Raw genomic sequence first — 22,426 nt, forward strand, 5'->3', positions numbered from 1 at the left:
CACTGACATTCCACATCCGGAGATTATCATGGCCAATTATCCGTCCCCACCGTTCAACACGCCGCATCAGGATCACATTCCGGGACAGACGTCTCTCATGACACCGAAACCCGATCATGGCGAACAGAGCTATGTCGGCCATGACCGGCTGCGTGGAAAAATTGCGATCATCACGGGGGGCGATTCCGGGATCGGACGGGCTGTTGCCATCGCCTTCGCCCGTGAGGGCGCGGATGTCGTGATCTCCTTCCTGCCCGAGGAAATGGATGATGCCCGCGAAACGGAGAACTGGATCAAAAAGGCAGGCCGACGCGCTCTTCTGGTACCGGGAGACCTGCGGGATCGTGACATCTGTGCCGAACTCGTGGACCGCACGGTCGCGGAATTCGGGCAGATCGACATTCTCGTGAACAACGCCGCCTTCCAGATCGAGCGGTCCTCACTGGCAGATGTCAGTGAGGAGGAATGGGACAAGACATTCGATATCAATGCCGGCTCCGCGTTCCGGCTGTCGCGTCTGGCCCTGCCGCACATGCCGCGGGGTGGTGCGCTGATCCATACGGTTTCGGTCAATGCCGATCAGCCCAAGCCGAAGCTTCTGGCCTACTCCGCGACCAAGAGCGCCATCCAGAACTTTAGCGGCGGTCTGGCCCAGCTGCTAGGCGAGAAGGGAATCCGCTCCAATGTTGTCGCCCCCGGCCCGATCTGGACGCCGCTGATCCCTGCGACCATGGATGTCGAACACGTGGAACGCTTCGGCGCTGATACGCCGATGAAGCGCCCGGGGCAGCCGGCAGAACTGGCCGGGGCCTATGTTTTCCTTGCAAGTGACGAAGCCAGCTACGTTTCCGGTGCCACGCTTGCGGTCACCGGCGGGACTCCGGTGATCTGATCCGGGGTGGGGCAGTCGGAAAAACCCGGAGCATGAAAAAAATTGCTTCAGGGGACTGGACGACAGCCCCAACCTTCCTCTAGAGAATGCGTCGCTGTGTGGCGGATGTAGCTCAGTTGGTAGAGCGCCGGTTTGTGGTACCGGTTGTCGCGGGTTCGATCCCCGTCATTCGCCCCAGCGCTTCTTTTTCCAAGAAAATCAATGAGTTAGCTTTCAGGGTCTCTTCCCGATTCTAACGCTGCGTTACACGCTCACCGTTACACCTTTTGGTTCATCTGAAGGGTGTTTGAAGACGTGTATCAACTGCTTCTGAGGCGTCGGAGTTACGCTGTCAGGTTCACAATCCCGAAGAATCGTTGGGCAGACGTTGGGGCTGTAAAGGGATCTTCTGGCGGGCTCTGTCGAGAAATCGTGCGGACGCTCGGTACCAGAGACAATCGTGAGGCTATCAGGCGTCGAGACGCTGCTATCGCTCTAATCCGTTCCCAGCTCAATGAAGCCCTTCTGGGAGCTGGTCAGGAGCCTCTGGAAGGTGACTGGAAGCCTTCTTGGGGAGAGGTGGGCACAGGCATCTCCCAGCGTTCATCTGGGTCTCTTCAGGCCTCTTCTAGGCTTGTGAGGGACACTCCCCACACAGGCACCATGCCTCACGATAAAGCCCGCTCTTCCGCAGCTGAGGACACTTTGGGGTCTTTGCTGGACCGATGGCATCGGGAGCTAGATGGGCAGGTTACGAACGAACTTCTAGACCGTCACAGGCTATCTCTGAGGTATCTGGGAGAGTTCCTTGTAGGGGCAGAGACAGGTGATCCAATGGCCCATGTCCACTCTCTCAGGCTCTCTGATGTGACCAAGCGGGAAGTCTCAGGCTTCCGGGAATGGATGATCCAGACCAAAGGCATCCAACCTCTGACAGTTGGTTTCCGTCTTTCCTGTCTCAAGTCCTTCTGGGACTGGGCCTCTGACGCTGGGCTGACGGATGCTCCTAATCCATGGCAAGGGGCCGCTCGTGGCCTAAAGAGGCGTGCTGAGAAGGTTGTGAAGCCCAATGGTGAGAAGCGGCCCTTCACTGAAGCAGAGCTCTTGGCGCTGCTGTCTGCTGATCCTCAGACCAACCGCAATGGGAAGTGGGGCCCGGCGATTTATGACACCTTCCGTCTGGGTCTTCTCACAGGAGCCAGACAGAACGAGTTAGCCAGCCTGACGATGGGCCGTGTGATCCAGTCCGATAGTCTAAATGTGCTCTGGGGCCTCAGAGTGACGGCTGATGTGGGCAAGACCAAGAGTGCTATCAGGCAGATACCACTGCATCCCATAGCCAGAGCGATTGTGGAGAGGCGTCTGAGAGCTTTGCCTCGGGGGTCTGGACAAGAAGTCCTTCTGTTTCCTGAATGTGTGCCCGGCGGACGTGATGAGAAGCATGGGCACTATCTGTCCAAGCGTTTTGCAACCTTCCGACAGACCATTCTGGGGAAGGAGAGTCCAACAGACTTCCACAGCACAAGGCGGTGCTTTGCCACCTTCATGGCGGCTGCTTTAGCCAATGGGGTGTCAGAGTGCTCTGAACTGGTCCGGGACCATCTGATCGGACACAGGCCGATGGCGCTGGGCTCTAACACCTATGCGGCAAAGGATCTCGGATGGGAGCTTTATAGCCGGGCCATCATAGGCATGGCGGAGAAAGGCATACCTGAGGCGGTGAGGAGCGCTTTGAGCACTGCATAATTCAGTCCCACGGCATCACTTCCTCAGGATCGCCTTTCGCTGTCACGATCACACGGCTCTTGGAATATGCCCCACCAAGAGGTCTGAGAGGCTTGTCTGCCTCCTCAGGTGTGTTGGCCTGAGCCAACTGTGAGGACTCTTCCAAGGCCTCTGAATGTCCTCTGATGGCCTCATTCAGGAGGCTTGAAGGAGGGTCTTCAAAGAGGAGCTTCGTATCAGCCATCAGCTTGCCCTGACAGGTTAGAGAGCCAGTGTCATAGACACACACCATCCGGCCATCACGGGTTCTGATCACTGAACCATGACCGCTTGGCATCTTCTCGATAGTGGAGACTTCTATCCCCACTTCCCAGAGGCGGTTCTCGGCATCTTCTAGACGCCATTTCACTTTAGGGGCGCTTTTAGCGCTGGGCTTTGCCATGCTTGAGCAGTTCGTTTCCAATACCGGGCGACATCATCGCTCTTGTGAGTGTCCTGAGCGGATGTTTTGAAGACATCTTGAAGGAAGGAGGAGTGTGCGAGAGCACATCCCGCTCAGGAGACCTATAGGGTTCCTATAAAGTGTCTTGAATGAGGAGGGAGTGCAGGAACACACCATCGCTCTGGATGATCTTCAGGGATCTTTAAGACTTCCTATCTAGCTGGGGCTTCCGCCCACACGCTCCTCACTTAAGACTATCCTAAAGGACTTGAAGGTATCCGCTCAGGAAACCCTCAGGGTTCTATATAACCGCTAGGTATCATTTTCCGTCTTTGTCTCTCGACACTGACAATCTTCAGACACAAGCGACAAGAGGATTGGATGAATGAGCATAGCAGGGTCATACGGCACCGAAGGAAACTTGCGGATGCTCAGCCTCATAGGGATTTTAGGGGTGTTAGAGGGTTTTCTCTCTATATAACTGTTAACCATCATTTTCCCGTCTCCGTCTTTCGACTGTAGCAATTCCCATTCCTGAGAGATCAGCCAGTGTCTTGTTCGGGAGGTAGGAGTGATGAGTGAGTAGCCATGCTAGACGTGCCTTCTTGTCCTTCAAGGCACTGACAGTGTTCAAGATGATGTCCCAACCTAACGTCCAGATCACATCCCGCACCTTGTCCTCATAGAACACGGGAAACGGGAAGGACTTCTTGCCACCACTGATCTTGAGGCTGTGAATGTTGGAAGGATCAACCGTCTGACCATATCCACCTTCTACCGCCGTATCCGTGACGAACCATCGGGATTGCTCACGCCCGAAAGGGGCCCGCTTAAGCCAGCAGTTTTCCTGAAGGAGCCGGCAAAGGGCTTCTCTATCTGGCATAACGGCACAATCGGGTGACAAGTCACCATCGCCCCAGAGAGAAACATCTGAGGCCATTTCCTTCACAATGACGCCGCGCTCCTTGCGCTGGGCTTGGGGACGAAGAGGTGCTTTGTCGTCATGTCGAAGACGCTTGCCGCTGAGGCCCTCAGGATCACTCAGGAGAGGTAGTTCTTCAAGTAACCCATAGTCGCCCATGGCGAGCCTTGAGTGGCCCCAGGGACTCTCTGTGACTGTCTGGTGCAGTCTTGCGACCATCTCAGGATCATCTCGATAAAGGGCGTCCTGAGCATCTTTGAGTGAAGCCTTGCCATCCCTAATCAGGTCCATGATGGAGAGACGGATACGGACTTCATCTGGTGAGAAGATCAAGCTGGGAAACCGAACAGATCGGGCTGATCGGGATTAGCCGCTTTTCGGACGGCTTTGCGTACCGTGTTGAGGTCTCTGCCCATCTGTTTGGCAATTTGCGCGACAGGGGTTCCTATGGCCTTTAGTGCTTGAATATGGCCGATTTCTGTAAAGGACATGGGTTTGGCATATCTGCTTCTGCCCTTTACCATCATGTCGCGGACGTTATCAGCCTGAGTGCCTAGTCTGAGATGATCGGGATTGCAGCACGCTCGGTTATCACAGGTGTGCATCACCACCCTATCGGCAGGGATAGACCCGTTGAGGTGCTCCCACATTACACGGTGGGTGTACTGCTGTGCCCTAGAGCCGTCTGATCGTGGCCCGCATATCTGCGGATAACCGTTTCCGACCTTGCGATGAGAGCTAATCCAGCACCGGCCTTTTTCAGGCTCCGTTGGATGAATTGGACCTTCTCGGTCCACTCTGGCCATCAGCCGCTCGATCATGGGAGCAGATTTCTTGGTAGATGCTGCGCTAGCGCCGGGCCCTTGAATGGGCGTGTTTGAGGAATGAACGTTAGGGTTCATTGGGTCCTTTCTGAGTTTTGTAGAGGAGATGGATGTGTGTGGCGACGCATCGCCTTGTTGCCGGGATCACCTGTGCGATGCCTCAGAATGAACGACCACCCTGCGCCCTAGCTATGGACGGAAAAGGTGTGGCTAGCCCCTAGGGGGCAGTCATTCATTGCGGGGGTGTGGCTCGCTCTATGGGCGGCAGAACACACCAAGAAGCCGAGGAGAGTGCTCTGTGTGAGCTGTCCTCAGTTTCTTGCTAGGTTCCGATGATAGAGACGAATTAGGGCCGTTATGGACCTATAAACGGCTATTTTGTCTGGGAGAGCGTGTGTGAATGAAGAAGCTAGGACCTGATGATCCTGAGCGAGAGGGTGCTCCCGCACACCTCCTCATCCTAGAGGGGGTCTTTAAGATATCCTTAGGAGGGAGGGCCTTCTAACCGAATACTGGAGGTATTAGGGGGAATTTGTTCAGTTTATGGCAGTTTCCTGCGGGTTCAAGCCTGTTCGAGATGGAACCGCAAAGGCATCTCTATATAGGACCCAAGCGCTCTCTCCGAGCGCCCCAAAATCTCACAGCAACAACCCCGCTCGATAGTGTCGGACAATAACGACAACAAAGGCTTTAGGCCCTCTTTTTGAAGGCCGCTCAGGACCTCAGAGGGCTCACGGTGGCCCGTTGGGAGTCCCATGCGGGTCCTCTGGGCATTGGGGTGGTAAGCCCTGCATCTGAAAACAAGCTCTCTCCAGTCACACCTGTTCCAATAGGGCAAGGTCTAATGAAACGCTGGTCATGGAACAGTTATGTGTTCCATTAGGGTCCATATTGACCATATGGAACGATAACGCTAAAGGGTCTAAACCTTTTGGAACGAATGGACGCCTGATTGTGAAGATTGGATATGCCCGCACCAGCACGACAGAACAGCTTGCAGGCTTGGAAGCTCAGAGCCGAAACCTGAAGGAGTGGGAATGTGAGCGCATCTTCTCGGAGCAGGTGTCTGGTGCATCCCCTCACAGGCCCCAGCTAGAAGCCGCTCTGGATCATTTGAGGCCCGGTGACGTGTTAGTGGTGACAAAGCCAGACCGTCTTGCTCGCTCGACTGCGGACCTGTTGGGCTATGTGGAGAAGGTAAAGGCCAAGGAATGTGGTCTTGTGATCCTATCCATGTCCGGCATGACACTCGATACCACCAATCCCACGTCTAAGCTGATGCTCACCATGCTTGCAGCGGTCGCAGAGTTTGAGCGGGACCTGATGAAGGAACGTCAGGCTGAAGGCATCGCCAAGGCACAGGCAGATGGCAAATACCTCGGACGCAAACCCACAGCACGCAATCAGACAGAAGAGGTCAAGGCTCTGGCAGCATCAGGCATGAGCCCCTCAAAGATCGCTGAGAAGCTCGGGATGGGCCGCACGAGCGTCTATCGGTGCCTCGGAAAGGTGGCCTGAGCCGCTCAGAGAAAGCTGATTTAGGTGCCTTCAAGCACCTGACTTGCCATCCGTCTAGGAGCTTGCAATGCTGCCTAAAGGTGTAACGGTGAGCGTTACACACGGAGCGTTACAAGAGGCCTATTCAAGCTAACTGACTGATTTTTCTGAGGAAAACAGCGCCGGTTTGTGGTACCGGTTATCGCGGGTTCGATCCCCGTCATTCGCCCCAGCAATCCTAATTCTGAAAATCTGAATATCAGCCCTAGGGTTTTGCGGCATCGACCTGATGGTGATGTCGGTGCTCCCAGTGCTCTTCCAGAGCCATGCGCTCGAAGCGCAGTTTCTGGCGGATCCAGTTCAGTATTCCCGAAAGCGTCACGACGACGATCCCCACGAACGTCCAGTTGTCCAGCGGCTGGTGAAACAGCAGGTAGCTGAACGCCACCGCCCAGACCATCTGGCTGTATTGCGGAAGGGCAACCCGGTTCGCGGGGGCGACGGCTGTGGCCATCATCATGAAAAGCTGACCCAGAGCGGCAAGGAAGCCGTAGCCGAACAGGATGGCCCAAACTTTCAGGCCATGTGGCCAGGATGCATGAGTGATCATGAGCAGGCCATCGCCGATCAGTGGACCGAACAGGCTTGATCCGAACAGGGAAAGCCGTGCGCTCCCGTCTCCTGCCAACCGGTACGCCACGACGCTGCTGGCATTGGCGAGAGCGGCGACGATGGCGCAGACATGGCCCAGATGGAATGTCCGCGCGCCGGGCCGCAGGACGATCAGCACACCGAGGAATCCGACCGCGACCGAAAGCCAGGTCCAGAACGAGACCTTTTCCTTGAGGATCATCACGGAAATGATGGTGACGAAAAACGGCATCAGGAACATCAGCGACAGGGCTTCTGGCATGGGCAGCAGCATGAAGGCCATGACGCTGGCAGCCGTTGAAACGAATGTCGAAACGGCGCGTAGGATCCACATGCCCGGGCGCGTCGTCGCAAAGATGTCGGAATAGGGCTCTTCCGGACGGCGGATGAATGGCAGCAGAATGAAACCGAATATGCCGCCAGAAAAGGCAACTTCAAATGGATCGAGATGCCCGGCGAGTCCTTTCGAGCAGGCATCGCTGATCGAGAAGGCGGCATAACCCAGAAGCGCCAGAAGAATGCCTGAGGAGAAAATATTCTGCTTCATGGATGTGTTTCTCCGTGGGCAGCTTCATGCCCTCTTTCGGAGGAATAAGAAGACCTCATGGCTCATGCAGTCAATGTGCCGGAATGTAAATCTGATGTTTCTATCCTTCTTTCCAAGTGTTGATGCAGTAGAAGGCGTGAGGTGGTAAATTGGAAAGACGGCTTCCTTCATGTATGGTGCCGGTCCCTTTGGGCAGGCCGTATGGCGCCCATACACGTGGATGAAAAAGCGTAAGCCCTCATGTCCCAGAAGATCGTTCCAGTCATTCTCTCCGGCGGGTCAGGCAGTCGTCTGTGGCCGGTTTCGCGCAGCAGCTATCCCAAGCAGTTCTGGCCCCTCCTGTCGGATAAGACCCTGATTCAGGAAACAGCTCTGCGAGGCGCCCGGGCGGGTCTGGCTGCGCCGATCGTGATCTGCAATGCTGAACATCGCTTCATTGTGGCCGAACAGTTGCGGGATGTCGGGATCGAAGATGCCCGGATCGTTCTTGAACCCGTAGGGCGCAATTCCGCGCCCGCCATTGCCGCAGCAGCGTTCCTCGTCGCGGAGACCGATCCTGATGCGGTTCTGTGGATTATGGCCGCGGATGCTGCCATTACCGATAAAGCGGCACTTTATTCCGCGCTTGAACACGCTGTCGCTGCGGCGCGTGAAGGTCGGATCGTCACGTTTGGAATGAAACCGACGCGTGTCGAGACAGGCTATGGCTATATTGAAAGCGGTGCAGTTCTGCCAGGGCTGGATGGCGTTTACGAAGTGGCCCGCTTTGTTGAAAAGCCTGACACGGCAACGGCAGAGACGTTTTTCCGTGATGGCCGGTATCTGTGGAATTCCGGCATGTTCGTCACACAGGCAGGCGTCTTCCTTTCCGAGATCGAGACTTTCGAGCCGTCGATTTACGAGCATGTCGGACAGGCTGTCCGGGCCCGCAAGAGCGATCTCGACTTTGACCGTCTCGATGATGCGAACTTCCGTCAGGCTCCGGATATTTCCGTGGATTATGCCGTGGCCGAGCGCACAAAGCGTGCGGCTGTGGTGCCGGGAACATTCGGCTGGTCGGATATTGGCAGCTGGGATGCGCTATGGGAACTGACGTCCAAGGATGAGGCCGGGAATGCCACGTTCGGGGATGTTTTCCTTGATGGCGCGCGGAACTGTTATGTCCGTTCAGACGGAATCGTGGCTACGGTTGCCGGCGTCGAGGATCTGATCGTGGTTGTGACGCAGGATGCCGTCATGGTCTCGCATCGTGACCGGGCGCAGGACGTCAAGCACATGGTCAGCCGCCTGAAAAAGGCGGGACGCAAGGAAGCGGTGGCGCATAACCGCATGTATCGTCCCTGGGGCTTCTATGAGAGCCTGATCCAGGCAGACCGGTTCCAGGTGAAGCGGATCGTGGTCGAGCCGGGTCAGAAGCTTTCACTTCAGAAGCATTTCCATCGCGCCGAGCATTGGGTGGTCGTGGGTGGTACGGCAGTCGTGACCCGTGATACCGACCAGATCATGGTGCGTGAAAACGAAAGCGTCTATCTGCCGCTGGGCTGTGTGCACCGGCTGGAAAATCCGGGCCGCATTCCGCTGACGCTGATTGAAGTGCAGTCCGGCCCCTATCTGGGCGAGGACGATATCGTCCGGATCGAGGACGTCTATTCCCGCAACTGATCCGGTAGGGAGGCCCTGATCCGTTGAGGATCAGGGTTCCCGGTTCTGATGGGACCGGCTTCCGAACAGGTGATGAAGTCCGTTGGCAAGCGGTATGGGTACAATACCCAGACGGCTTTCCATCGGGCCTACATCAAAGTTCTTGTCTTCCAGAAGCCGCCGGATTTCTTCCGGTGCGATCTGAGGAAGTCTGCGGATATGGCGCGTTACATGTGAAAGCGCCATGAGCATCCATCCCGGCAGGGACATGATGGGGCGTCCGCCAAGTCCTGCAAAATACAGCACCATACGCACGAACGTCCGGTAAGCGACCGCAGTCGGACCGGCGATCACAATGCTTTCCGGGCCTGTGACCTCACCCTTCTGGATCAGGTGAATGGCCGAGACCAGACAGCGTGTCACATCACGCTGGTCGATGGGCTGCACCAGTGCGCGACCACCTCCCGGAAGCGGAATGACTGGTAGGCGTTCCAGAAGCTTTGCCAGCCGCTGCACGTTGTCTTCGCCCTGTGCTCCATAGATCATGGTCGGATGAAGAATGATTGAAGGTCGTCCATCGATTTTCAGCGCGGCTTCGCCCGCCAGAACGCCGCGTCCATGATCGTCGGGCCAGCGCGTGAACTTGCGTGTGCTTCCCAGAGTTACGACAGGCGCTTTCGTTGCAGCCAGAATGGCCGGAAGATGGCGCGCATGAGCTGTATTGACGACGACGGCTACGCCTTCAAATGCGAGTGGAAGCGTAGTGCTGTCCGTCAGATCAGCGATACGGACAGCGACGCAGGCTTGGGCGATGTCGGGTGCGAGATTGCCCTGACTGCGTACGACAGCAATGATCTTCTGACCTTCGGCCAGAAGCGCGCGGCAGAGTGCCAATCCTGAACGGCCGCTTGCGCCGATGATGCAGACCGGACCCTGTGCCGGTACAGCGGGCTGCGGAAGGTCGCCGGTCATCATTCTGCGGAAGCTTTCAGGTCAGGTGAAGCGAGAAAAGCCATCATCGCAGCCGGAGAAGAGGCCGCTTCATTGAGTGTCTTCAGGGGCACTGGTGCAGTGGAAGCATAAGACACCGTCAGGGTGCGGCCTGCCGGATTGGCAACATAGTCCGAAACAGCACTCAGTGCGGGATTGACCGAAAGGGCAGCCTGAAGGACCTGACTGGTTTTCTCACGGAGTTGGTTCGCGGTTGTGCCATTTCCGGTCTGCCGGGCAGACAGCGTGAAACCGGTATCAAGCAGTCTGTCGCCCTGCAGCGAGAGGGTCATGTTCTGAAGTGCCGTGGATTGCAGGACCTGCTGTGGCGACGAATGGCCGTTCGCGAAGTCTGTCTGGATGATACGGGCATCAGCCCTGAGCGTCATGAAGTCAGGGATCGTAATGGTCGCATGGGTCTGTGACGTATGATCCGCCAGATTTGAGACCTGCACGGAGTGAGCGGTTGACGCTCCGCCGTTGATCGGGAAGGGCAGCTTTTCGTCGCTCTGGAAATGGAAACCCTTCACATCCTGCGTCAGCGTGGCCGTCTGGTCTTCAAGGGTGCCTGTTCCACGCAGGTCATCGAGGCGGATTGTCCCCGATGTCATGCTCAGTCTGAAGTTGTGGGCAGCGAAACTCTGCGGTGGAGGCATATGCGAAGGAAGCGGGTGATGGTCCCATACAGCCGCAATCTGCGCAGCGAGATCTTTCTGTTTCAGATCAAGCCGCTCCAGGCTCGCCTGTCCGCTGACAAGCTGCGGATCTTGCCCCGGTGCGTGGACAGTCCGTTCATAGGCGAGGGTTGCGCCATCACTGCGCAGGGACGTGACGAGGGCCGGGCCGTAGTTGTCCAGTATGACGCGGTTGGCGAACAGGCTGTGGACATTGATTGGGCCGGGTGAGGGCGAGGGAGCAAGATTCTGCACGGAGAACTGCTCGACCTGTCCATGAGCCAGGGCAATATGTGCCAGATCGATCCGGGACTGTCCGTCCGCTGGCGGGCGCGAGGGCGGCAGGATCAGCTGGCGCAGGCTGAGCGTGCTGCCATGGACGATCTGGGTCGGAGTCTGAAGTAATGGTTCGCGGACTTCCACCGCGCGGATCGAGAGCCCGCCATCCGGCGTGGGGCGCGGATGGCCCAGCCGCATCCGGGTGGCGCGCAGGGTAATGGAGCCGTCCCGCAGGGTGATGTCCGTCAGGGTTGCGCCCAGCGAGAGGATCGCCGGCTTTGCACTGCCATAGGTGAATGTCGTGCCCGGAGGGAGCGCGGCCCTAAAGCTCGACAGGCCGCGGACCAGTTCCATATGGGCCTCATGGTGCACGCCAGCCATGCCCATGACGGCAATTACCGAAATCAGGCTCGCCGTGAGCCAGGGTCTTTTCACGTTGATGTTCCTGTCTGAAACGGTCCCGCACAGGTGTCGGGCGCGAACGGTCTGCGTGCTGGCAGGATACCATTGTCGTGTCAGGGGGCAATGCAGACGTCGTTTTTGTTATGGTAACTGGATACCGCATAGCTGAAAACGGCGGAAAACCGCTGCGAATCACATAATTCAATGTGTGAACGGGGCTTGACGTGCGCGCCGAGGACGGCAATAAGGCCCCACCTGATCCGCTTTGCCGGAGGAAAGGGTGCTTTCGGGCACCGTTTTCGCTGCAAGCGCCATCCACGGTGCGGCCCCTGGCCGTGCCCCAAGCTGGAATGTCACTAATGAAGACCACACGTTCGCTGAAGCCAGCGGAGGTGACGAAGAACTGGGTGCTGATCGACGCCGAAGGGCTCGTTCTCGGCCGTCTCGCCACCATCATCGCCACCCGCCTGCGCGGAAAGCACAAGCCGCAGTTCACCCCGCACGTTGACTGCGGCGACAACATCGTCGTCATCAACGCCGAGAAGGTTGTTCTGACGGGCAACAAGGTCGGCCAGAAGCTGTTCCACTACCACACGGGTCATCCGGGCGGTATCAAGGAGCGTACCATCACGCAGCGTCTCACGGGCAAGAACCCGGGTGAAGTTGTCGAGAAGGCCGTCGAGCGCATGATCACCCGTGGTCCTCTGCAGCGCGCCCAGATGAAGCACCTGTATGTCTATGCCGGTTCCGAGCATCCGCATGACGGCCAGAAGCCTGTCAAGCTGGACGTTGCTGCGATGAACCGCAAAAACACCGTAACCCACGAGTCGTAAGGCCTGTATCATGTCCGAGACCCAAGAGCGCACCGGCACGCTGCAGGACCTTGCGAGCGTTGCTCCTGCCGTTACCTCCAACGCTGCCCCGGTTCACGAAGTCAAGCGTGACGCCCAGGGCCGTTCCTACGCAACCGGCCGTCGTAAGGACGCCGTGGCCCGCGTGTGGATCAAGCCTGGCAAGGGTGACATCATCGTCAACGGCCGTCCGGTCACGACGTATTTCGCCCGTCCGGTCCTGCGTATGCTTCTGACGCAGCCGTTCCTGATTTCCGACCGCTACAACCAGTTCGACGTGTACTGCACGGTGACCGGTGGTGGTCTGTCCGGTCAGGCTGGCGCCGTCCGTCACGGTATCTCCCGTGCGCTGACGTATTACGAGCCGAGCCTGCGTGGCATTCTGAAGGCTGCCGGCTTCCTGACGCGTGACAGCCGTATTGTCGAGCGTAAGAAGTACGGCCGTGCGAAGGCGCGTCGTTCCTTCCAGTTCTCGAAGCGCTGATTTTTTCAGCCTTTTCGAACGACGGAAAACCCGGCCAGAAATGGCCGGGTTTTTTTGTGCCCGGTATACGGGAATGGCCTTGGGATTATGCTTTCAGAAATAAAAAACTGTGAAATGACCTTGTTGCGCATTTTTCGGTCCAAAAAATAATTATAAAAGAAATAACCTTTCCATATCGCCAGCGCCAGGCATGTATGGCAGAGTGCGTCCGCTGTTTTTAAGACCAGAATCTTTGGAAGATGCTTTCCTTATGACGACCTTCATCATTGAAAAGACCGATACTCCCACCGATCCCGTGAAGCGGACGGAACTGCTGGCCAATCCGGCCTTTGGCCGCGTTTTCACCGATCACATGGCCATCATCAGCTACTCTGCTGACAAGGGCTGGCACGATGCAAAAATTACGCCGCGCCGTCCGCTGAGCATCGACCCCGCCTCAACGGTCCTGCATTACGGGCAGGAGATCTTCGAGGGCATGAAGGCCTACCGTGAGAAGGATGGCCATGTCGCCACCTTCCGCCCTGAAGCCAATGCGTCGCGCTTTGCCGCGTCCGCCCGTCGCATGGGCATGGCCGAACTGCCGGAAGATCTGTTCGTTCAGGCCGTGGACGAACTGGTGCGTGTGGATCAGGACTGGGTGCCGTCCGGCGACGGGCAGAGCCTCTATCTGCGTCCTTTCATGATTTCCAATGAGGTGTTCCTCGGCGTGAAGCCGGCGACGGAATATCTGTTCATCGTCATCGCATGTCCTGTGGGCGCCTATTTCAGCTCGGGCTGCGTATCCGTCTGGGTGTCCGAGCATTACACGCGCGCTGCCATCGGCGGCACGGGTGAGGCCAAGTGCGGTGGCAACTATGCTGGAAGCCTGATTGCCCAGGCGGAAGCCAAGGACAAGGGCTGCGACCAGGTTCTCTTCCTTGATGCGCGTGAGCGTCGCTTCGTTGAGGAAATGGGCGGCATGAACGTGATGTTCGTCCGCAAGGACGGCAAGATCGTCACCCCGCCGCTGGGTGGCACCATTCTGCGCGGCATTACCCGCAACAGCCTGATCCAGCTCGCTGCAGATCAGGGGATCGAAGTGGTTGAAGAGCCGGTCGATATCGACGAACTGTTCGCCGGTGCCGCTTCGGGCAAGTACACGGAAGCCTTCGCCTGCGGTACGGCAGCGGTCCTGTCACCGATCGGCAAATTCGTGCGCCCGACGGGCGAGGCCGTGTTTGGTGACGGCAAGACGCCGGGACCGGTTTCGCAGCAGCTCAAGAAGTCTCTGACGGATGTGCAGGGCGGCCGGACAAACGACGTCCATGGCTGGATCCACCGCATTTCCTAAAAATGACAGGCCGGGTTCGTCAGGAACCCGGCTTTTTCAGTCCGGATCAATCCATCCGGCGCGGATCGCGGCCTTAAGCTGGGCCGGTGTGTCGATGTCAAAAGCAAGTTCCGGCGCATCAACCAGAACCGGCGCGATCTCAGCGTTTTTCCAGAGCTGACGCAAACCTGTGTCGCCGTGCAAAGCGTCAATGCGCTGCTGTGTGGCCGGGCTCAGCAGAACCGGAATGCCGCGGCTTTCCGGACCATAAGCCGTCACCACATCTTTCCCGGCCGCTCCGTGCTCCAGAAGTGCGCGGAGATGCTTCTCTGTCAGGCGGGGCTGGTCCGTTCCGGCGATCAGGAGCGGAGCGTTGTCGTGTGCAAGCACCCGGTGGCCGCATCTGAGCGAAGATGCGAGACCCGTCTGCCAGTCTTCGTTCCGAACCGTGACACTGTCGAGGCCCGCAAGCGCTTCACGTACGCCCGTTTCCGCGCCGCCGGTTACAACGACAAGGCGTGTGGGCTGTGTTGCCAGCAGAAGCTCCGCCATATGGCGGACCAGAGGAACCCCGCCGATGTTCAGAAGCTGTTTGGGGCGTCCGAGGCGCGTACTGCCTCCAGCCGCGAGCAGAAGGGCGGAATAAGGCATCATCGGGGACGTGTCGCAATCATCTGGGTCAGAATGGAAAGCGCGATTTCCATCGGGGTCCGCGCGCCGATCTCCAGTCCTGCGGGCAGATGCAGGCGGCTGAATGCGTCTTCCGGAACCCCCGCTGTTCTCAGCGCTTCAAGACGGCCCGGAATCTTGCGCCGGCTTCCGAGAATACTGACGCAGAACGCTTCGGATTTCAGGGCATGCGCAGTGAGCGTCAGGTCAGAACGGGCGTCATGGGTCAGGCTGTAGACGGCCGTCCAGCGATCAAGCGCGAGCGTGGGAAGGGCGGCCTCCAGACTGCCGCGGATATAGCGCGCGGGTGACAGGCCGGGCGGGGGCTCGGGCGGGCCGTAGGGTCGGAGCAGGATAGTTTCGAGTCCCATGAGGCCGGACAGGCTCAGGATTGCAAGGGTGATCGGGTCCCCGCCGGACAGGACCAGCCGCAGGGGAGGGAGGTACTGGCGGGCGAATGTCCTGTCTTCCAGACCAGTGGCACGTGCTTCCGCACAGAACTGCATGGCCCCGGTGTCGAGATTGGTCAGAAGCGTGATGGGACGGCGGTTTGCCCGCGCCGCCTTGAGGGTGGCGACATGGGCGGCAAGGTCAGGCAGGGCGCGCACGAAAATCCTGATCCGGCCGCCGCAGGTCAGCTGGATGTCCAGAACGGGACTGCCAGCGCCATAGTCCAGCATACGCGGCAGACCGTCTTTCAGGCAGTCCAGTGCCTCCGCGCGTACGGCTGCTTCCACACAGCCGCCGGACACATAGCCCTGGACCTCGCCATCCTCACAGATCGCCATTTCGCTGCCGAGCGGGCGGGGTGAGGACCCCGTGATGCTGACCAGGGTTGCCAGAGCCGCGCGTTTCCCCTCGGCAGACCAGCGTTCCAGTGTGGGAAACAGGTCGTCCGTCAGGCCGTAAGCCGGCCACTGGGGAAGGGGAGAGAACTGTGCCGCGGCCGTCATGGAGGGTCCCTGATGCTCTTTGGTGGCATAAGGGTAACGCCAAAGACGATTATGACATACCCTTTCGCCCGTAGACTGTTGATCCGGGGGCCGTGAGGTCTATATCGGCAGGGTATGCAGCGTCGGCATTTCAGCCAGCGGAACAGACACGGCAGCGACCGGAGCGGAAATGAGTGAACTCCTGAGCGTTACACGGGCCATGGAGCTGGTGCTGGATTATGCCGGCAGCTTCGGGACCGAGACGGTTGATCTGACAATGGCGGCCGGGCGCATCCTCCAGCAGACGATCCGCGCCGAACGCGCCCAGCCCCCCTATGACCGCGTGATGATGGACGGAATTGCCTTCCGCCACGGAAGCGGCTCCACGCTGGTGTCGCACGGAATCCAGCGTGCCGGGGCACCGGGACAGCCACTCCCGGAAGGGCATGTCTGTCTTGAAGTCATGACAGGGGCGGTATTGCCTGAAGGGGCAGATACGGTTGTTCCGGTCGAACGTCTTGTGCGTGAAGGCCGGCTGATCCGCTTTGAAGACGGATATGAGCCGCGCAAGGGGCAGTTCATTCATCGCCGGAGTTCCGACTGTGCGGCGGGCACGGAGCTTCTGGCCCCTGGATGTCGTCTGGATGGTCCCGCGCTTGCGGTTCTGGCAGGCAATGGTCACGTGCATGTCACGGTCTCCCGCATTCCCTCCATCGGGATCGTGGCGACCGGGGACGAACTGGTGGATGTCAGCGCGCCCGTGCGGGACTGGGAAATCCGGCGCTCCAACGAATACGCCCTGACGGGTGCGCTGCTGTCGCGTGGGTTCAACTGCATCGAGCGATCCGTTGTACCCGATGATCTCGCGGAGACGATCGTGGCCCTGCGCGAGCAGCTCTCGCGCCATGATGTCCTGATCCTGAGCGGCGGTGTGTCGATGGGGGCGTTCGATCATGTTCCCAAGGCGCTGTCGAAAATCGGGGTGGAGCGTGTCTTCCACAAGGTGGCACAGCGTCCGGGCAAGCCGCTGTGGTTTGGTGTTGGCCCTGAAGGGCAGCGTGTGTTTGGTCTGCCCGGCAATCCGGTATCTGCCACGACCTGTGGCGTGCGGTATGTCATGCCCATGCTTCTGGCCGGGCAGGGGCTGTGCCGTCCCGAGCCTTACACGGTGATGCTCGATGCAGATGCCGATCTGATCCCGACGCTCACCCGTTTCCTGCCGGTCAAAGTCCGCCATGACGCTACCGGACAGGCGCTGGCGACGCCGTGCCCCATGCCGACCTCTGGCGATTTCAGCTTCCTGGCGTCCACGGACGGATTTGTGGAACTGCCGCGTGGCGACGGTGTGGCGCCGCGCGGAACAGCTGCGATGTTTCATGGCTGGTAACCCGACGCCTGCTCTGACCGATCGCTTCAGCCGTCCGCTGCATGATCTGCGGATTTCTGTCATGGACCGCTGCAATTTCCGCTGTCCCTACTGCATGCCGGAAGCGACCTATCACGAGCATTTCCGCTTTCTGGAGCCGAAAGAGCGTCTGAGCTTTGACGAGATCGAGCGTGTGGCGCGCGTGGCGGTCTCGCTTGGTGTCCGCAAGCTGCGCCTGACGGGTGGGGAGCCGCTGCTGCGCCCGAAACTCCCGGAACTCGTGGCGCGTCTGGCGTCCATTGAAGGCGTGGAAGATATTGCGCTGACCACCAATGGCGTCCTGCTGGAGCGGCATGTCCGGGATCTGAAAGAGGCCGGGCTGAACCGCGTGACGGTCAGCCTCGACAGTCTGGATCCAGCCGTCTTTGCGCGGATGAGTGGCGGCCGGGCGCAGCTTGAACCGGTTCTGGAGGCGATCGACAGTGCCGCGCAGGCCGGATTTTCAGGCGGCGTCAAACTGAATACCGTCGTCCAGCGCGGGCTGAACGATGCGGGTGTCGAGGCTCTGGCCGAACGCTTCCGTCATAGCGGTGTCGTGCTGCGCTTCATCGAATATATGGATGTTGGGACGCGCAATCACTGGGAGCGCGCCGAAGTGGTGCCGTCGCGTGAACTGCGCGAGCGCATTGACGTCCGCTGGCCGCTTGAGCCCGTGGATGCGCATTATCGTGGGGAAGTGGCACAGCGGTACCGCTATTGCGACGGGGCGGGGGAAGTGGGCTTCATTTCTTCCGTCACGGCGCCATTCTGCGGAGACTGTTCGCGGGCGCGTCTGTCGTCGGAAGGGCAGCTTTACACCTGTCTCTTCGCCTCGAAAGGGACGGATTTACGCACGCTTCTGCGCAGCGATGCGGATGACGCAGCGCTGCGTGACCTTCTGGCCGGGGTGTGGCGCCGCCGGACGGACAGGTATAGTGAGGAACGGGCCGCCTCTTCGGATGCGCCTGCACGACGCCGCATCGAGATGAACTATATCGGCGGCTAGAATCGGTGGCCAGAATTCGGTAACCAGACCGGGAGATCGAAGACGATGAAGACGCTCACCCATGTCAACGAGCGCGGCGAGGATCCGCGCATGGTCGATATCAGCGGCAAGGATGTGACGGAACGCAGTGCTCATGCCCAGGCGCGTCTGGTTTTCCCGTCCGAGATGGCGCGGACCCTGTCGGATGCCGGGTTCATGACAGCCAAGGGTGCGGTGCTGACCGTGGCGCAGATTGCAGGCGTGATGGGCGTAAAATCGACGTCGCAGCTGATCCCGTTGTGTCATCCGCTCTCGCTCAGTGGGTGTCGGGTGGACATCACGATCGAAGGTGATGAGGCGGTAATCGACTGCCGTGTCTCGTGCAAAGGGCGCACGGGCGTGGAAATGGAAGCGCTGACCGGGGCCTCCGTGGCCGCGCTCACGATTTACGACATGTGCAAGGCCATGTCCCATGACATGGTCATCCGCGAGGTCCGGCTGATGGGCAAGGCCGGCGGCAAGCGCGACTTCCAGCGGATTGAATCATGACACCACTTTACGGCCTGATCCTTGCGGGCGGTGCCAGCAAACGCATGGGAACGGACAAGGCCGCGCTCGACTATCACGGCAAACCGCAGCTTCAGGCGGCGTTCGAGGTTCTGACGCCTGTTGTGGAGCGGTGTTTTGTTTCGGTGAAGCCGGATCAGGCATCTGATCCACTGCGGTCCAGCTTTCCGCAGATCGTCGATACGGTGGACGTTGATGGACCGGCGGCGGGTCTGCTGTCGGCGCATCGGGCTTATCCGGATGTGGCCTGGCTGGTTCTGGCCTGCGACCTGCCGATGCTGGATCGCGGCACGCTCGACACCCTGATCGCTGCAAGGGATGGAGAGCATGTCGCCGTGTCCTATCGCAGCGAGCATGACGGCCTGCCCGAACCGCTCTGCGCCATCTGGGAGCCGGAAGCGCTGGATCGACTGGAAAAACAGGTTGCGGGTGGACGCATCTGCCCGCGCAAGCTGCTGATCAACAGCCCGACGAAGCTGCTGGAGCCGCATAGCCGTGGTGCGCTCGATAACATCAACACGCCGGAGGAGCGCGAAGATGCGGCCCGGCGCCTGAAGGATCTGCCGGGAGGGCCGATGATTCGCCTGACACTGGAATATTTTGCACAGCTGCGGGAGCTGGCTGGAACGCGGGAGCAGTCGCTCGAGACCTCATTCGCGACCGTGGGGCCGCTTTACGAGGAATTGCGTGAGAAATACGCTTTTCCGTTCGAAGCTTCGAAGCTTCGCGTGGCGATCAACGGCGATTTCGCGCCTTGGACACAGACTTTGAAGGACGGGGACCATATCGTGTTCATTCCGCCGGTGACGGGCGGATGAGCCGCTTTCGTATGGCGTCCGCGCCCGTGGATCTGAACGCGCTGCGTGAGGATCTGCATCTGGCCGAGGCTGGCGGGTTCTGCACGTTTGAAGGCTGGGTCCGCAACAGGAACGAGGGCCGTCCGGTGGATGGTCTGGAATATGAGTCCTATGAGGCGCTGGCCCAGCTCGAAGGCGAGCGGATCGTGGCCGAAGCTCTGGAGCGTTTCGAGATCAGCCAGGCCGTAGCGATGCACCGCACGGGAAGCCTAAAGGTCGGGGATGTTGCCGTCTGGATCGGGGTTTCGGCACCACACCGGGATGCGGCGTTCCGGGCCTGTCGCTACATCATCGACGAGATCAAGCATCGCGTGCCCGTCTGGAAGAAAGAGCACTATCTGGACGGAGATGCCGAATGGGTGGCTTGCCATCACTGCCAGACTGCGCCGCGTGCCTCGGAGGCCGGAGCGCATGACCATGACCACGGCCACGATCATGGAAGCTGCGGCCATCATCATCACTGACTGAGCGTTTCCGCAGGGCAGTATCTTTATGCTCTGCGAAGCGTTTTTAAGTTGTAATTGAAAATCATTCTCAATTAGGGTGACTCTGGTTCTGCTGATTCGGAGTTTCCCCATGACACGGCTGTCGCTTTCCCTGTCCGATCTCTGCTGCTGTGAACGGCTCGCGCTGTGGAGCATCCGCTGCCTCATCAGCCATTACCGCTTGCCAAGCTGCCCCGAGACCAAGACGACCGACGGCCTGTTTCCCGCCTGTTTCCGCCCGGCTCTTGATGCGGCGGAAGGCGCCTTTGCGGATGCGACCTATCATCTGAAGGCGGCAGATCTGCCGCTACTTGCCGTAAATGCGCCGGGCATGCAGTCCCTGACGGCGCTGGAAGAACGGTTTCTGCGCGGGATCATAGCCGCCCAGAATGAGGGGCAGCGGGAAGTCTTTGTGCTTCTGGCGGAGGTGTTTCCGGACCGCTTCGTGCAGGGCTGCCTTGCAATGGCCCTGACGTTACTGGCCGACTGTCTGGCCGGAGCGGGACACTGGCTGCCGAAAAAGCTGCTTCAGGATGAGACCACGATTTCCGGTGGCGGTGCATTGTCCTCAATCAACCGCTGGCGATCGGTCAGTCCATCGCGGATGCGGGTTCTGTGGCCGCAGGATAGCGGTCCGCTGCATGACGCAAACCGGATGGTGCACTGATGATGTCGCTGGGCACACGCCCCAACCGGGTTCGCGCAGCTGCGCGCCCCAGAGGGCTTGAGGAGCTGGAACACATGACGGTCTGTCTGTTGCTGCTGGCTGTTGGAGTGGTCGGATTCTGCTGGCTGGCCTGCCTGAATCTCGAAATCTCCGCCGACGATCTTCTGTCAGCCCTAGGCTATCAGTCCGGACTGGAAGCGCCGTTTCAGGGATAACGTCTCCCGGAAAGGCGCTTTTAGTAAAAGGTCAGTCCACGCCGACCATGACGCTGGAGGCCTTGATCACGGCATAGGCTTCCTTGCCGACCTCAAGCCCCAAATCAGCCACGGCTTCATTGGTAATGGCGCTGGTAATGACCGTGCCGTTGACGTCGATCGTAATATGAGACGTCGTTGCACCCTTGAGGATGTTCGTGATCCGGCCCTTGAGCTGGTTGCGTGCACTAAGCTTCATGAAAAAAACCTTCCAACGGGAATGGCAGACAGGAATGGCAGACAGGAATGTCTGTCCGCTTCATATCGGAAGGCCGTCCGCCCGCGTCCAGTGATGCAGGCGCGGAAAGTGCCCCCGGCCCCTGAGAGGTCCGGAGCGGCAATTTTCAGATGTAGTGCTCGGTCAGGGGCGGGAAGCCATTGAAGCCGACGGAGCAGTAGGTCGAGACATAGGCGCCTGTGGCCAGAATCTCGATACGGTCACCACATTCAAGAGAATCCGGCAGTGGAATGCGGTTCTTCTCATACATGATGTCCACGCCGTCACAGCTTGGCCCAGCCACAACGCAGGGGGAGCGTACAGCATCCTCTGAGTCACGGGATGTGCGGAAGGTGTAGCGGATGGCTTCGCCTTCGGTCTCGGCCAGACCACCGAAGCGCCCGATATCGAGATAGACCCAGCGCGGATCACCTGCGGCACCACCGCGACGGCTGACGAGAATAACCTCGCTTGATACCACACCGGACTGTCCGACCATGTAGCGGCCGGGCTCCAGCAGGATTTCGGGCGCGCCGTCCGGGAAATGCGTTTTCAGCGACGCATGGATCGTGTCGGCGAAGTCCTGAACAGAGGGCACGTTTTCGCGGTAATGCGTCGGGAAGCCGCCACCCAGATTGAGCATCTGGAGGTCCACGCCCTGCGCACGCAGATCATGATACAGCCCCGCTGCCTTGGCGATCGCATGATCGTAGGCGGCAACACCCGTCTGCTGGCTGCCGACATGGAAGGACAGGCCATAAGGCTTCAGTCCAAGGTCGCGGGCGTGCAGCATCAGGTTGCGGGCATGGTTCAGCGTAGTGCCGAACTTACGCGACAGGGGCCAGTCCGCGCCTTCGTTCTCGACCGCGAGACGGCAGAAAACGCGTGCGCCGGGAGCGTTTTTGCCGAGCTTTTCCAGCTCTTCAATGCTGTCGAACACGAAGAGGTCGATGCCCAGATCATGCGCCTCGCGGATCCATTCGGCCTTCTTCAGCGTGTTGCCGTAGGAGATCCGGTCCGGCGTTGCGCCCGCATCAAGGCACATCCGGATTTCCGCAAGGGATGCGGCATCAAACGAAGAGTCCAGACCGACAAGCCGGTCGAGAATGGCCGGGGCCGGATTGGCCTTGATGGCGTAATAGATTTTCGCTTCCGGGAGCGCATCGTGCAGGGCACGGTAATGCGTCTCCACGACGTCGAGATCGACGACGAGGCAAGGGGTTGCCGGCTGCTGCTCGGCAAGGAAACGGGTGATTTTGGGAGTCATGACACTCAATTC

24 protein-coding genes, 1 tRNA gene and 1 pseudogene are annotated in these 22,426 nt (G+C 59.2%); 15 read left to right on the forward strand and 11 right to left on the reverse strand.

What is annotated here, in order from left to right:
• The first annotated feature begins 28 nt into the window (after nt 1-28).
• From GRO01_RS10680 to GRO01_RS10690, 3 genes are all read left to right on the forward strand, one after another.
• The gene (locus tag GRO01_RS10680; RefSeq protein ID WP_062509756.1) at nt 29-892 is read left to right on the forward strand and encodes a glucose 1-dehydrogenase; all 864 of its coding nucleotides are present in this window, start codon (nt 29-31) and stop codon (nt 890-892) included.
• Nucleotides 893-993: 101 nt separating this feature from the next.
• A tRNA-His gene (locus GRO01_RS10685) sits at nt 994-1,069 on the forward strand.
• Nucleotides 1,070-1,534: 465 nt separating this feature from the next.
• Nucleotides 1,535-2,617: a phage integrase SAM-like domain-containing protein gene (locus tag GRO01_RS10690; protein WP_062509754.1), complete on the forward strand. Its 1,083-nt coding sequence runs from the start codon at nt 1,535-1,537 to the stop codon at nt 2,615-2,617.
• A gap of 1 nt (nt 2,618) precedes the next feature.
• Here the strand turns inward: GRO01_RS10690 and GRO01_RS10695 are convergent, their stop codons facing one another.
• From GRO01_RS10695 to GRO01_RS13840, 4 genes and pseudogenes are all read right to left on the reverse strand, one after another.
• Nucleotides 2,619-3,038, reverse strand: a complete 420-nt coding sequence (locus tag GRO01_RS10695) for a hypothetical protein (protein WP_062509752.1) — start codon at nt 3,036-3,038, stop codon at nt 2,619-2,621.
• A gap of 484 nt (nt 3,039-3,522) precedes the next feature.
• Nucleotides 3,523-4,293: a hypothetical protein gene (locus tag GRO01_RS13620; RefSeq protein WP_231490320.1), complete on the reverse strand. Its 771-nt coding sequence runs from the start codon at nt 4,291-4,293 to the stop codon at nt 3,523-3,525.
• Nucleotides 4,290-4,451: a helix-turn-helix domain-containing protein gene (locus tag GRO01_RS13625; protein ID WP_244926380.1), complete on the reverse strand. Its 162-nt coding sequence runs from the start codon at nt 4,449-4,451 to the stop codon at nt 4,290-4,292. Before GRO01_RS13625 ends, GRO01_RS13620 begins: the two co-directional genes overlap by 4 nt.
• Nucleotides 4,452-4,502: 51 nt before the next feature.
• Nucleotides 4,503-4,862 (reverse strand): annotated as a pseudogene (locus GRO01_RS13840) (HNH endonuclease signature motif containing protein); the annotation flags it as partial.
• 876 nt (nt 4,863-5,738) lie between these two features.
• Between GRO01_RS13840 and GRO01_RS10710 the strand changes: the two are divergent.
• A complete protein-coding gene (locus tag GRO01_RS10710; protein ID WP_062509869.1) occupies nt 5,739-6,302 on the forward strand; it encodes a recombinase family protein in 564 nt (187 codons plus the stop codon).
• Nucleotides 6,303-6,546: 244 nt separating this feature from the next.
• Here GRO01_RS10710 and GRO01_RS10715 read toward each other — a convergent pair whose 3' ends face one another.
• Nucleotides 6,547-7,479: a DMT family transporter gene (locus tag GRO01_RS10715; protein WP_062509748.1), complete on the reverse strand. Its 933-nt coding sequence runs from the start codon at nt 7,477-7,479 to the stop codon at nt 6,547-6,549.
• Nucleotides 7,480-7,719: 240 nt separating this feature from the next.
• Between GRO01_RS10715 and GRO01_RS10720 the strand changes: the two genes are divergently transcribed.
• Nucleotides 7,720-9,141, forward strand: coding sequence for a mannose-1-phosphate guanylyltransferase/mannose-6-phosphate isomerase (locus GRO01_RS10720; protein ID WP_062509747.1), 1,422 nt, complete (start codon nt 7,720-7,722; stop codon nt 9,139-9,141).
• A 30-nt stretch (nt 9,142-9,171) separates the two neighbouring features.
• On the opposite strand, the gene GRO01_RS10725 is transcribed toward GRO01_RS10720, so the two are convergent.
• On the reverse strand, nt 9,172-10,095 hold the full coding sequence (locus tag GRO01_RS10725) for an SDR family oxidoreductase (RefSeq protein WP_062509744.1): 924 nt from the start codon (nt 10,093-10,095) through the stop codon (nt 9,172-9,174).
• Entirely contained in the window at nt 10,092-11,498 is a 1,407-nt protein-coding gene (locus tag GRO01_RS10730) for a hypothetical protein (protein WP_062509742.1), read from the reverse strand. The genes GRO01_RS10725 and GRO01_RS10730 overlap by 4 nt, the downstream gene beginning before the upstream one ends.
• Nucleotides 11,499-11,824: 326 nt before the next feature.
• On the opposite strand from GRO01_RS10730, the gene rplM reads away from it, so the two are divergent.
• From rplM to GRO01_RS10745, 3 genes are all read left to right on the forward strand, one after another.
• A complete protein-coding gene (rplM, locus tag GRO01_RS10735; RefSeq protein ID WP_011252036.1) occupies nt 11,825-12,298 on the forward strand; it encodes a 50S ribosomal protein L13 in 474 nt (157 codons plus the stop codon).
• A 10-nt stretch (nt 12,299-12,308) separates the two neighbouring features.
• Nucleotides 12,309-12,800 carry a 30S ribosomal protein S9 gene (gene rpsI, locus GRO01_RS10740; protein ID WP_062496006.1) on the forward strand — a complete coding sequence of 164 codons (492 nt, stop codon included), beginning with the start codon at nt 12,309-12,311 and terminating at the stop codon, nt 12,798-12,800.
• A gap of 250 nt (nt 12,801-13,050) precedes the next feature.
• Complete coding sequence (locus GRO01_RS10745; protein WP_062509867.1) at nt 13,051-14,130, forward strand: branched-chain amino acid aminotransferase; 1,080 nt, start codon at nt 13,051-13,053, stop codon at nt 14,128-14,130.
• A 36-nt stretch (nt 14,131-14,166) separates the two neighbouring features.
• Here GRO01_RS10745 and GRO01_RS10750 read toward each other — a convergent pair whose 3' ends face one another.
• Together GRO01_RS10750 and GRO01_RS10755 are read right to left on the reverse strand one after the other, a co-directional pair.
• Nucleotides 14,167-14,763, reverse strand: a complete 597-nt coding sequence (locus GRO01_RS10750) for a nucleotidyltransferase family protein (RefSeq protein ID WP_231490317.1) — start codon at nt 14,761-14,763, stop codon at nt 14,167-14,169.
• Nucleotides 14,760-15,731 carry an XdhC family protein gene (locus GRO01_RS10755; RefSeq protein ID WP_062509740.1) on the reverse strand — a complete coding sequence of 324 codons (972 nt, stop codon included), beginning with the start codon at nt 15,729-15,731 and terminating at the stop codon, nt 14,760-14,762. Before GRO01_RS10755 ends, GRO01_RS10750 begins: the two co-directional genes overlap by 4 nt.
• Before the next feature lie 169 nt (nt 15,732-15,900).
• On the opposite strand from GRO01_RS10755, the gene GRO01_RS10760 reads away from it, so the two are divergent.
• The 7 genes from GRO01_RS10760 (at nt 15,901) to GRO01_RS10790 (ending at nt 20,891) form a co-directional block, all read left to right on the forward strand.
• The gene (locus GRO01_RS10760) at nt 15,901-17,097 is read left to right on the forward strand and encodes a molybdopterin molybdotransferase MoeA (protein ID WP_062509738.1); all 1,197 of its coding nucleotides are present in this window, start codon (nt 15,901-15,903) and stop codon (nt 17,095-17,097) included.
• On the forward strand, nt 17,087-18,121 hold the full coding sequence (moaA, locus tag GRO01_RS10765) for a GTP 3',8-cyclase MoaA (protein ID WP_083541376.1): 1,035 nt from the start codon (nt 17,087-17,089) through the stop codon (nt 18,119-18,121). The genes GRO01_RS10760 and moaA overlap by 11 nt, the downstream gene beginning before the upstream one ends.
• A gap of 45 nt (nt 18,122-18,166) precedes the next feature.
• Nucleotides 18,167-18,649 (forward strand): cyclic pyranopterin monophosphate synthase MoaC, encoded by a 483-nt coding sequence (moaC, locus tag GRO01_RS10770; RefSeq protein WP_062447451.1) that lies wholly within the window; start codon nt 18,167-18,169, stop codon nt 18,647-18,649.
• On the forward strand, nt 18,646-19,485 hold the full coding sequence (locus GRO01_RS10775; RefSeq protein ID WP_062509736.1) for an NTP transferase domain-containing protein: 840 nt from the start codon (nt 18,646-18,648) through the stop codon (nt 19,483-19,485). The genes moaC and GRO01_RS10775 overlap by 4 nt, the downstream gene beginning before the upstream one ends.
• On the forward strand, nt 19,482-19,988 hold the full coding sequence (locus tag GRO01_RS10780) for a molybdenum cofactor biosynthesis protein MoaE (protein ID WP_062509734.1): 507 nt from the start codon (nt 19,482-19,484) through the stop codon (nt 19,986-19,988). The genes GRO01_RS10775 and GRO01_RS10780 overlap by 4 nt, the downstream gene beginning before the upstream one ends.
• Nucleotides 19,989-20,100: 112 nt before the next feature.
• Nucleotides 20,101-20,676, forward strand: coding sequence for a hypothetical protein (locus GRO01_RS10785; RefSeq protein WP_174787437.1), 576 nt, complete (start codon nt 20,101-20,103; stop codon nt 20,674-20,676).
• On the forward strand, nt 20,676-20,891 hold the full coding sequence (locus tag GRO01_RS10790; RefSeq protein WP_062509729.1) for a hypothetical protein: 216 nt from the start codon (nt 20,676-20,678) through the stop codon (nt 20,889-20,891). Before GRO01_RS10785 ends, GRO01_RS10790 begins: the two co-directional genes overlap by 1 nt.
• Nucleotides 20,892-20,922: 31 nt before the next feature.
• Here the strand turns inward: GRO01_RS10790 and GRO01_RS10795 are convergent, their stop codons facing one another.
• Nucleotides 20,923-21,129, reverse strand: a complete 207-nt coding sequence (locus GRO01_RS10795) for a TOBE domain-containing protein (RefSeq protein WP_041112564.1) — start codon at nt 21,127-21,129, stop codon at nt 20,923-20,925.
• Nucleotides 21,130-21,274: 145 nt separating this feature from the next.
• Nucleotides 21,275-22,414, reverse strand: coding sequence for a type III PLP-dependent enzyme (locus tag GRO01_RS10800; RefSeq protein WP_062509728.1), 1,140 nt, complete (start codon nt 22,412-22,414; stop codon nt 21,275-21,277).
• Nucleotides 22,415-22,426: the final 12 nt, after the last annotated feature.

It is taken from the genome of Gluconobacter roseus NBRC 3990 (assembly GCF_006538885.1).
Taxonomy (GTDB): Bacteria; Pseudomonadota; Alphaproteobacteria; order Acetobacterales; family Acetobacteraceae; genus Gluconobacter; species Gluconobacter roseus.

Coding starts and splice junctions, on each gene's coding strand:
- GRO01_RS10695 (WP_062509752.1), bottom strand. CDS start 3,038: ATGGCAAAGCCCAGCGCTAAAAGCGCCCCTAAAGTGAAATGGCGTCTA.
- moaA (WP_083541376.1), top strand. CDS start 17,087: ATGGCTGGTAACCCGACGCCTGCTCTGACCGATCGCTTCAGCCGTCCG.
- moaC (WP_062447451.1), top strand. CDS start 18,167: ATGAAGACGCTCACCCATGTCAACGAGCGCGGCGAGGATCCGCGCATG.
- GRO01_RS10745 (WP_062509867.1), top strand. CDS start 13,051: ATGACGACCTTCATCATTGAAAAGACCGATACTCCCACCGATCCCGTG.
- GRO01_RS10680 (WP_062509756.1), top strand. CDS start 29: ATGGCCAATTATCCGTCCCCACCGTTCAACACGCCGCATCAGGATCAC.
- GRO01_RS10780 (WP_062509734.1), top strand. CDS start 19,482: ATGAGCCGCTTTCGTATGGCGTCCGCGCCCGTGGATCTGAACGCGCTG.
- GRO01_RS10750 (WP_231490317.1), bottom strand. CDS start 14,763: ATGATGCCTTATTCCGCCCTTCTGCTCGCGGCTGGAGGCAGTACGCGC.
- rpsI (WP_062496006.1), top strand. CDS start 12,309: ATGTCCGAGACCCAAGAGCGCACCGGCACGCTGCAGGACCTTGCGAGC.
- GRO01_RS10790 (WP_062509729.1), top strand. CDS start 20,676: ATGATGTCGCTGGGCACACGCCCCAACCGGGTTCGCGCAGCTGCGCGC.
- GRO01_RS10755 (WP_062509740.1), bottom strand. CDS start 15,731: ATGACGGCCGCGGCACAGTTCTCTCCCCTTCCCCAGTGGCCGGCTTAC.
- GRO01_RS10720 (WP_062509747.1), top strand. CDS start 7,720: ATGTCCCAGAAGATCGTTCCAGTCATTCTCTCCGGCGGGTCAGGCAGT.
- GRO01_RS13625 (WP_244926380.1), bottom strand. CDS start 4,451: ATGTCCTTTACAGAAATCGGCCATATTCAAGCACTAAAGGCCATAGGA.
- GRO01_RS10775 (WP_062509736.1), top strand. CDS start 18,646: ATGACACCACTTTACGGCCTGATCCTTGCGGGCGGTGCCAGCAAACGC.
- GRO01_RS10715 (WP_062509748.1), bottom strand. CDS start 7,479: ATGAAGCAGAATATTTTCTCCTCAGGCATTCTTCTGGCGCTTCTGGGT.
- GRO01_RS10690 (WP_062509754.1), top strand. CDS start 1,535: ATGCCTCACGATAAAGCCCGCTCTTCCGCAGCTGAGGACACTTTGGGG.
- GRO01_RS10785 (WP_174787437.1), top strand. CDS start 20,101: ATGACACGGCTGTCGCTTTCCCTGTCCGATCTCTGCTGCTGTGAACGG.
- GRO01_RS10725 (WP_062509744.1), bottom strand. CDS start 10,095: ATGATGACCGGCGACCTTCCGCAGCCCGCTGTACCGGCACAGGGTCCG.
- GRO01_RS10800 (WP_062509728.1), bottom strand. CDS start 22,414: ATGACTCCCAAAATCACCCGTTTCCTTGCCGAGCAGCAGCCGGCAACC.
- GRO01_RS10795 (WP_041112564.1), bottom strand. CDS start 21,129: ATGAAGCTTAGTGCACGCAACCAGCTCAAGGGCCGGATCACGAACATC.
- rplM (WP_011252036.1), top strand. CDS start 11,825: ATGAAGACCACACGTTCGCTGAAGCCAGCGGAGGTGACGAAGAACTGG.
- GRO01_RS10760 (WP_062509738.1), top strand. CDS start 15,901: ATGAGTGAACTCCTGAGCGTTACACGGGCCATGGAGCTGGTGCTGGAT.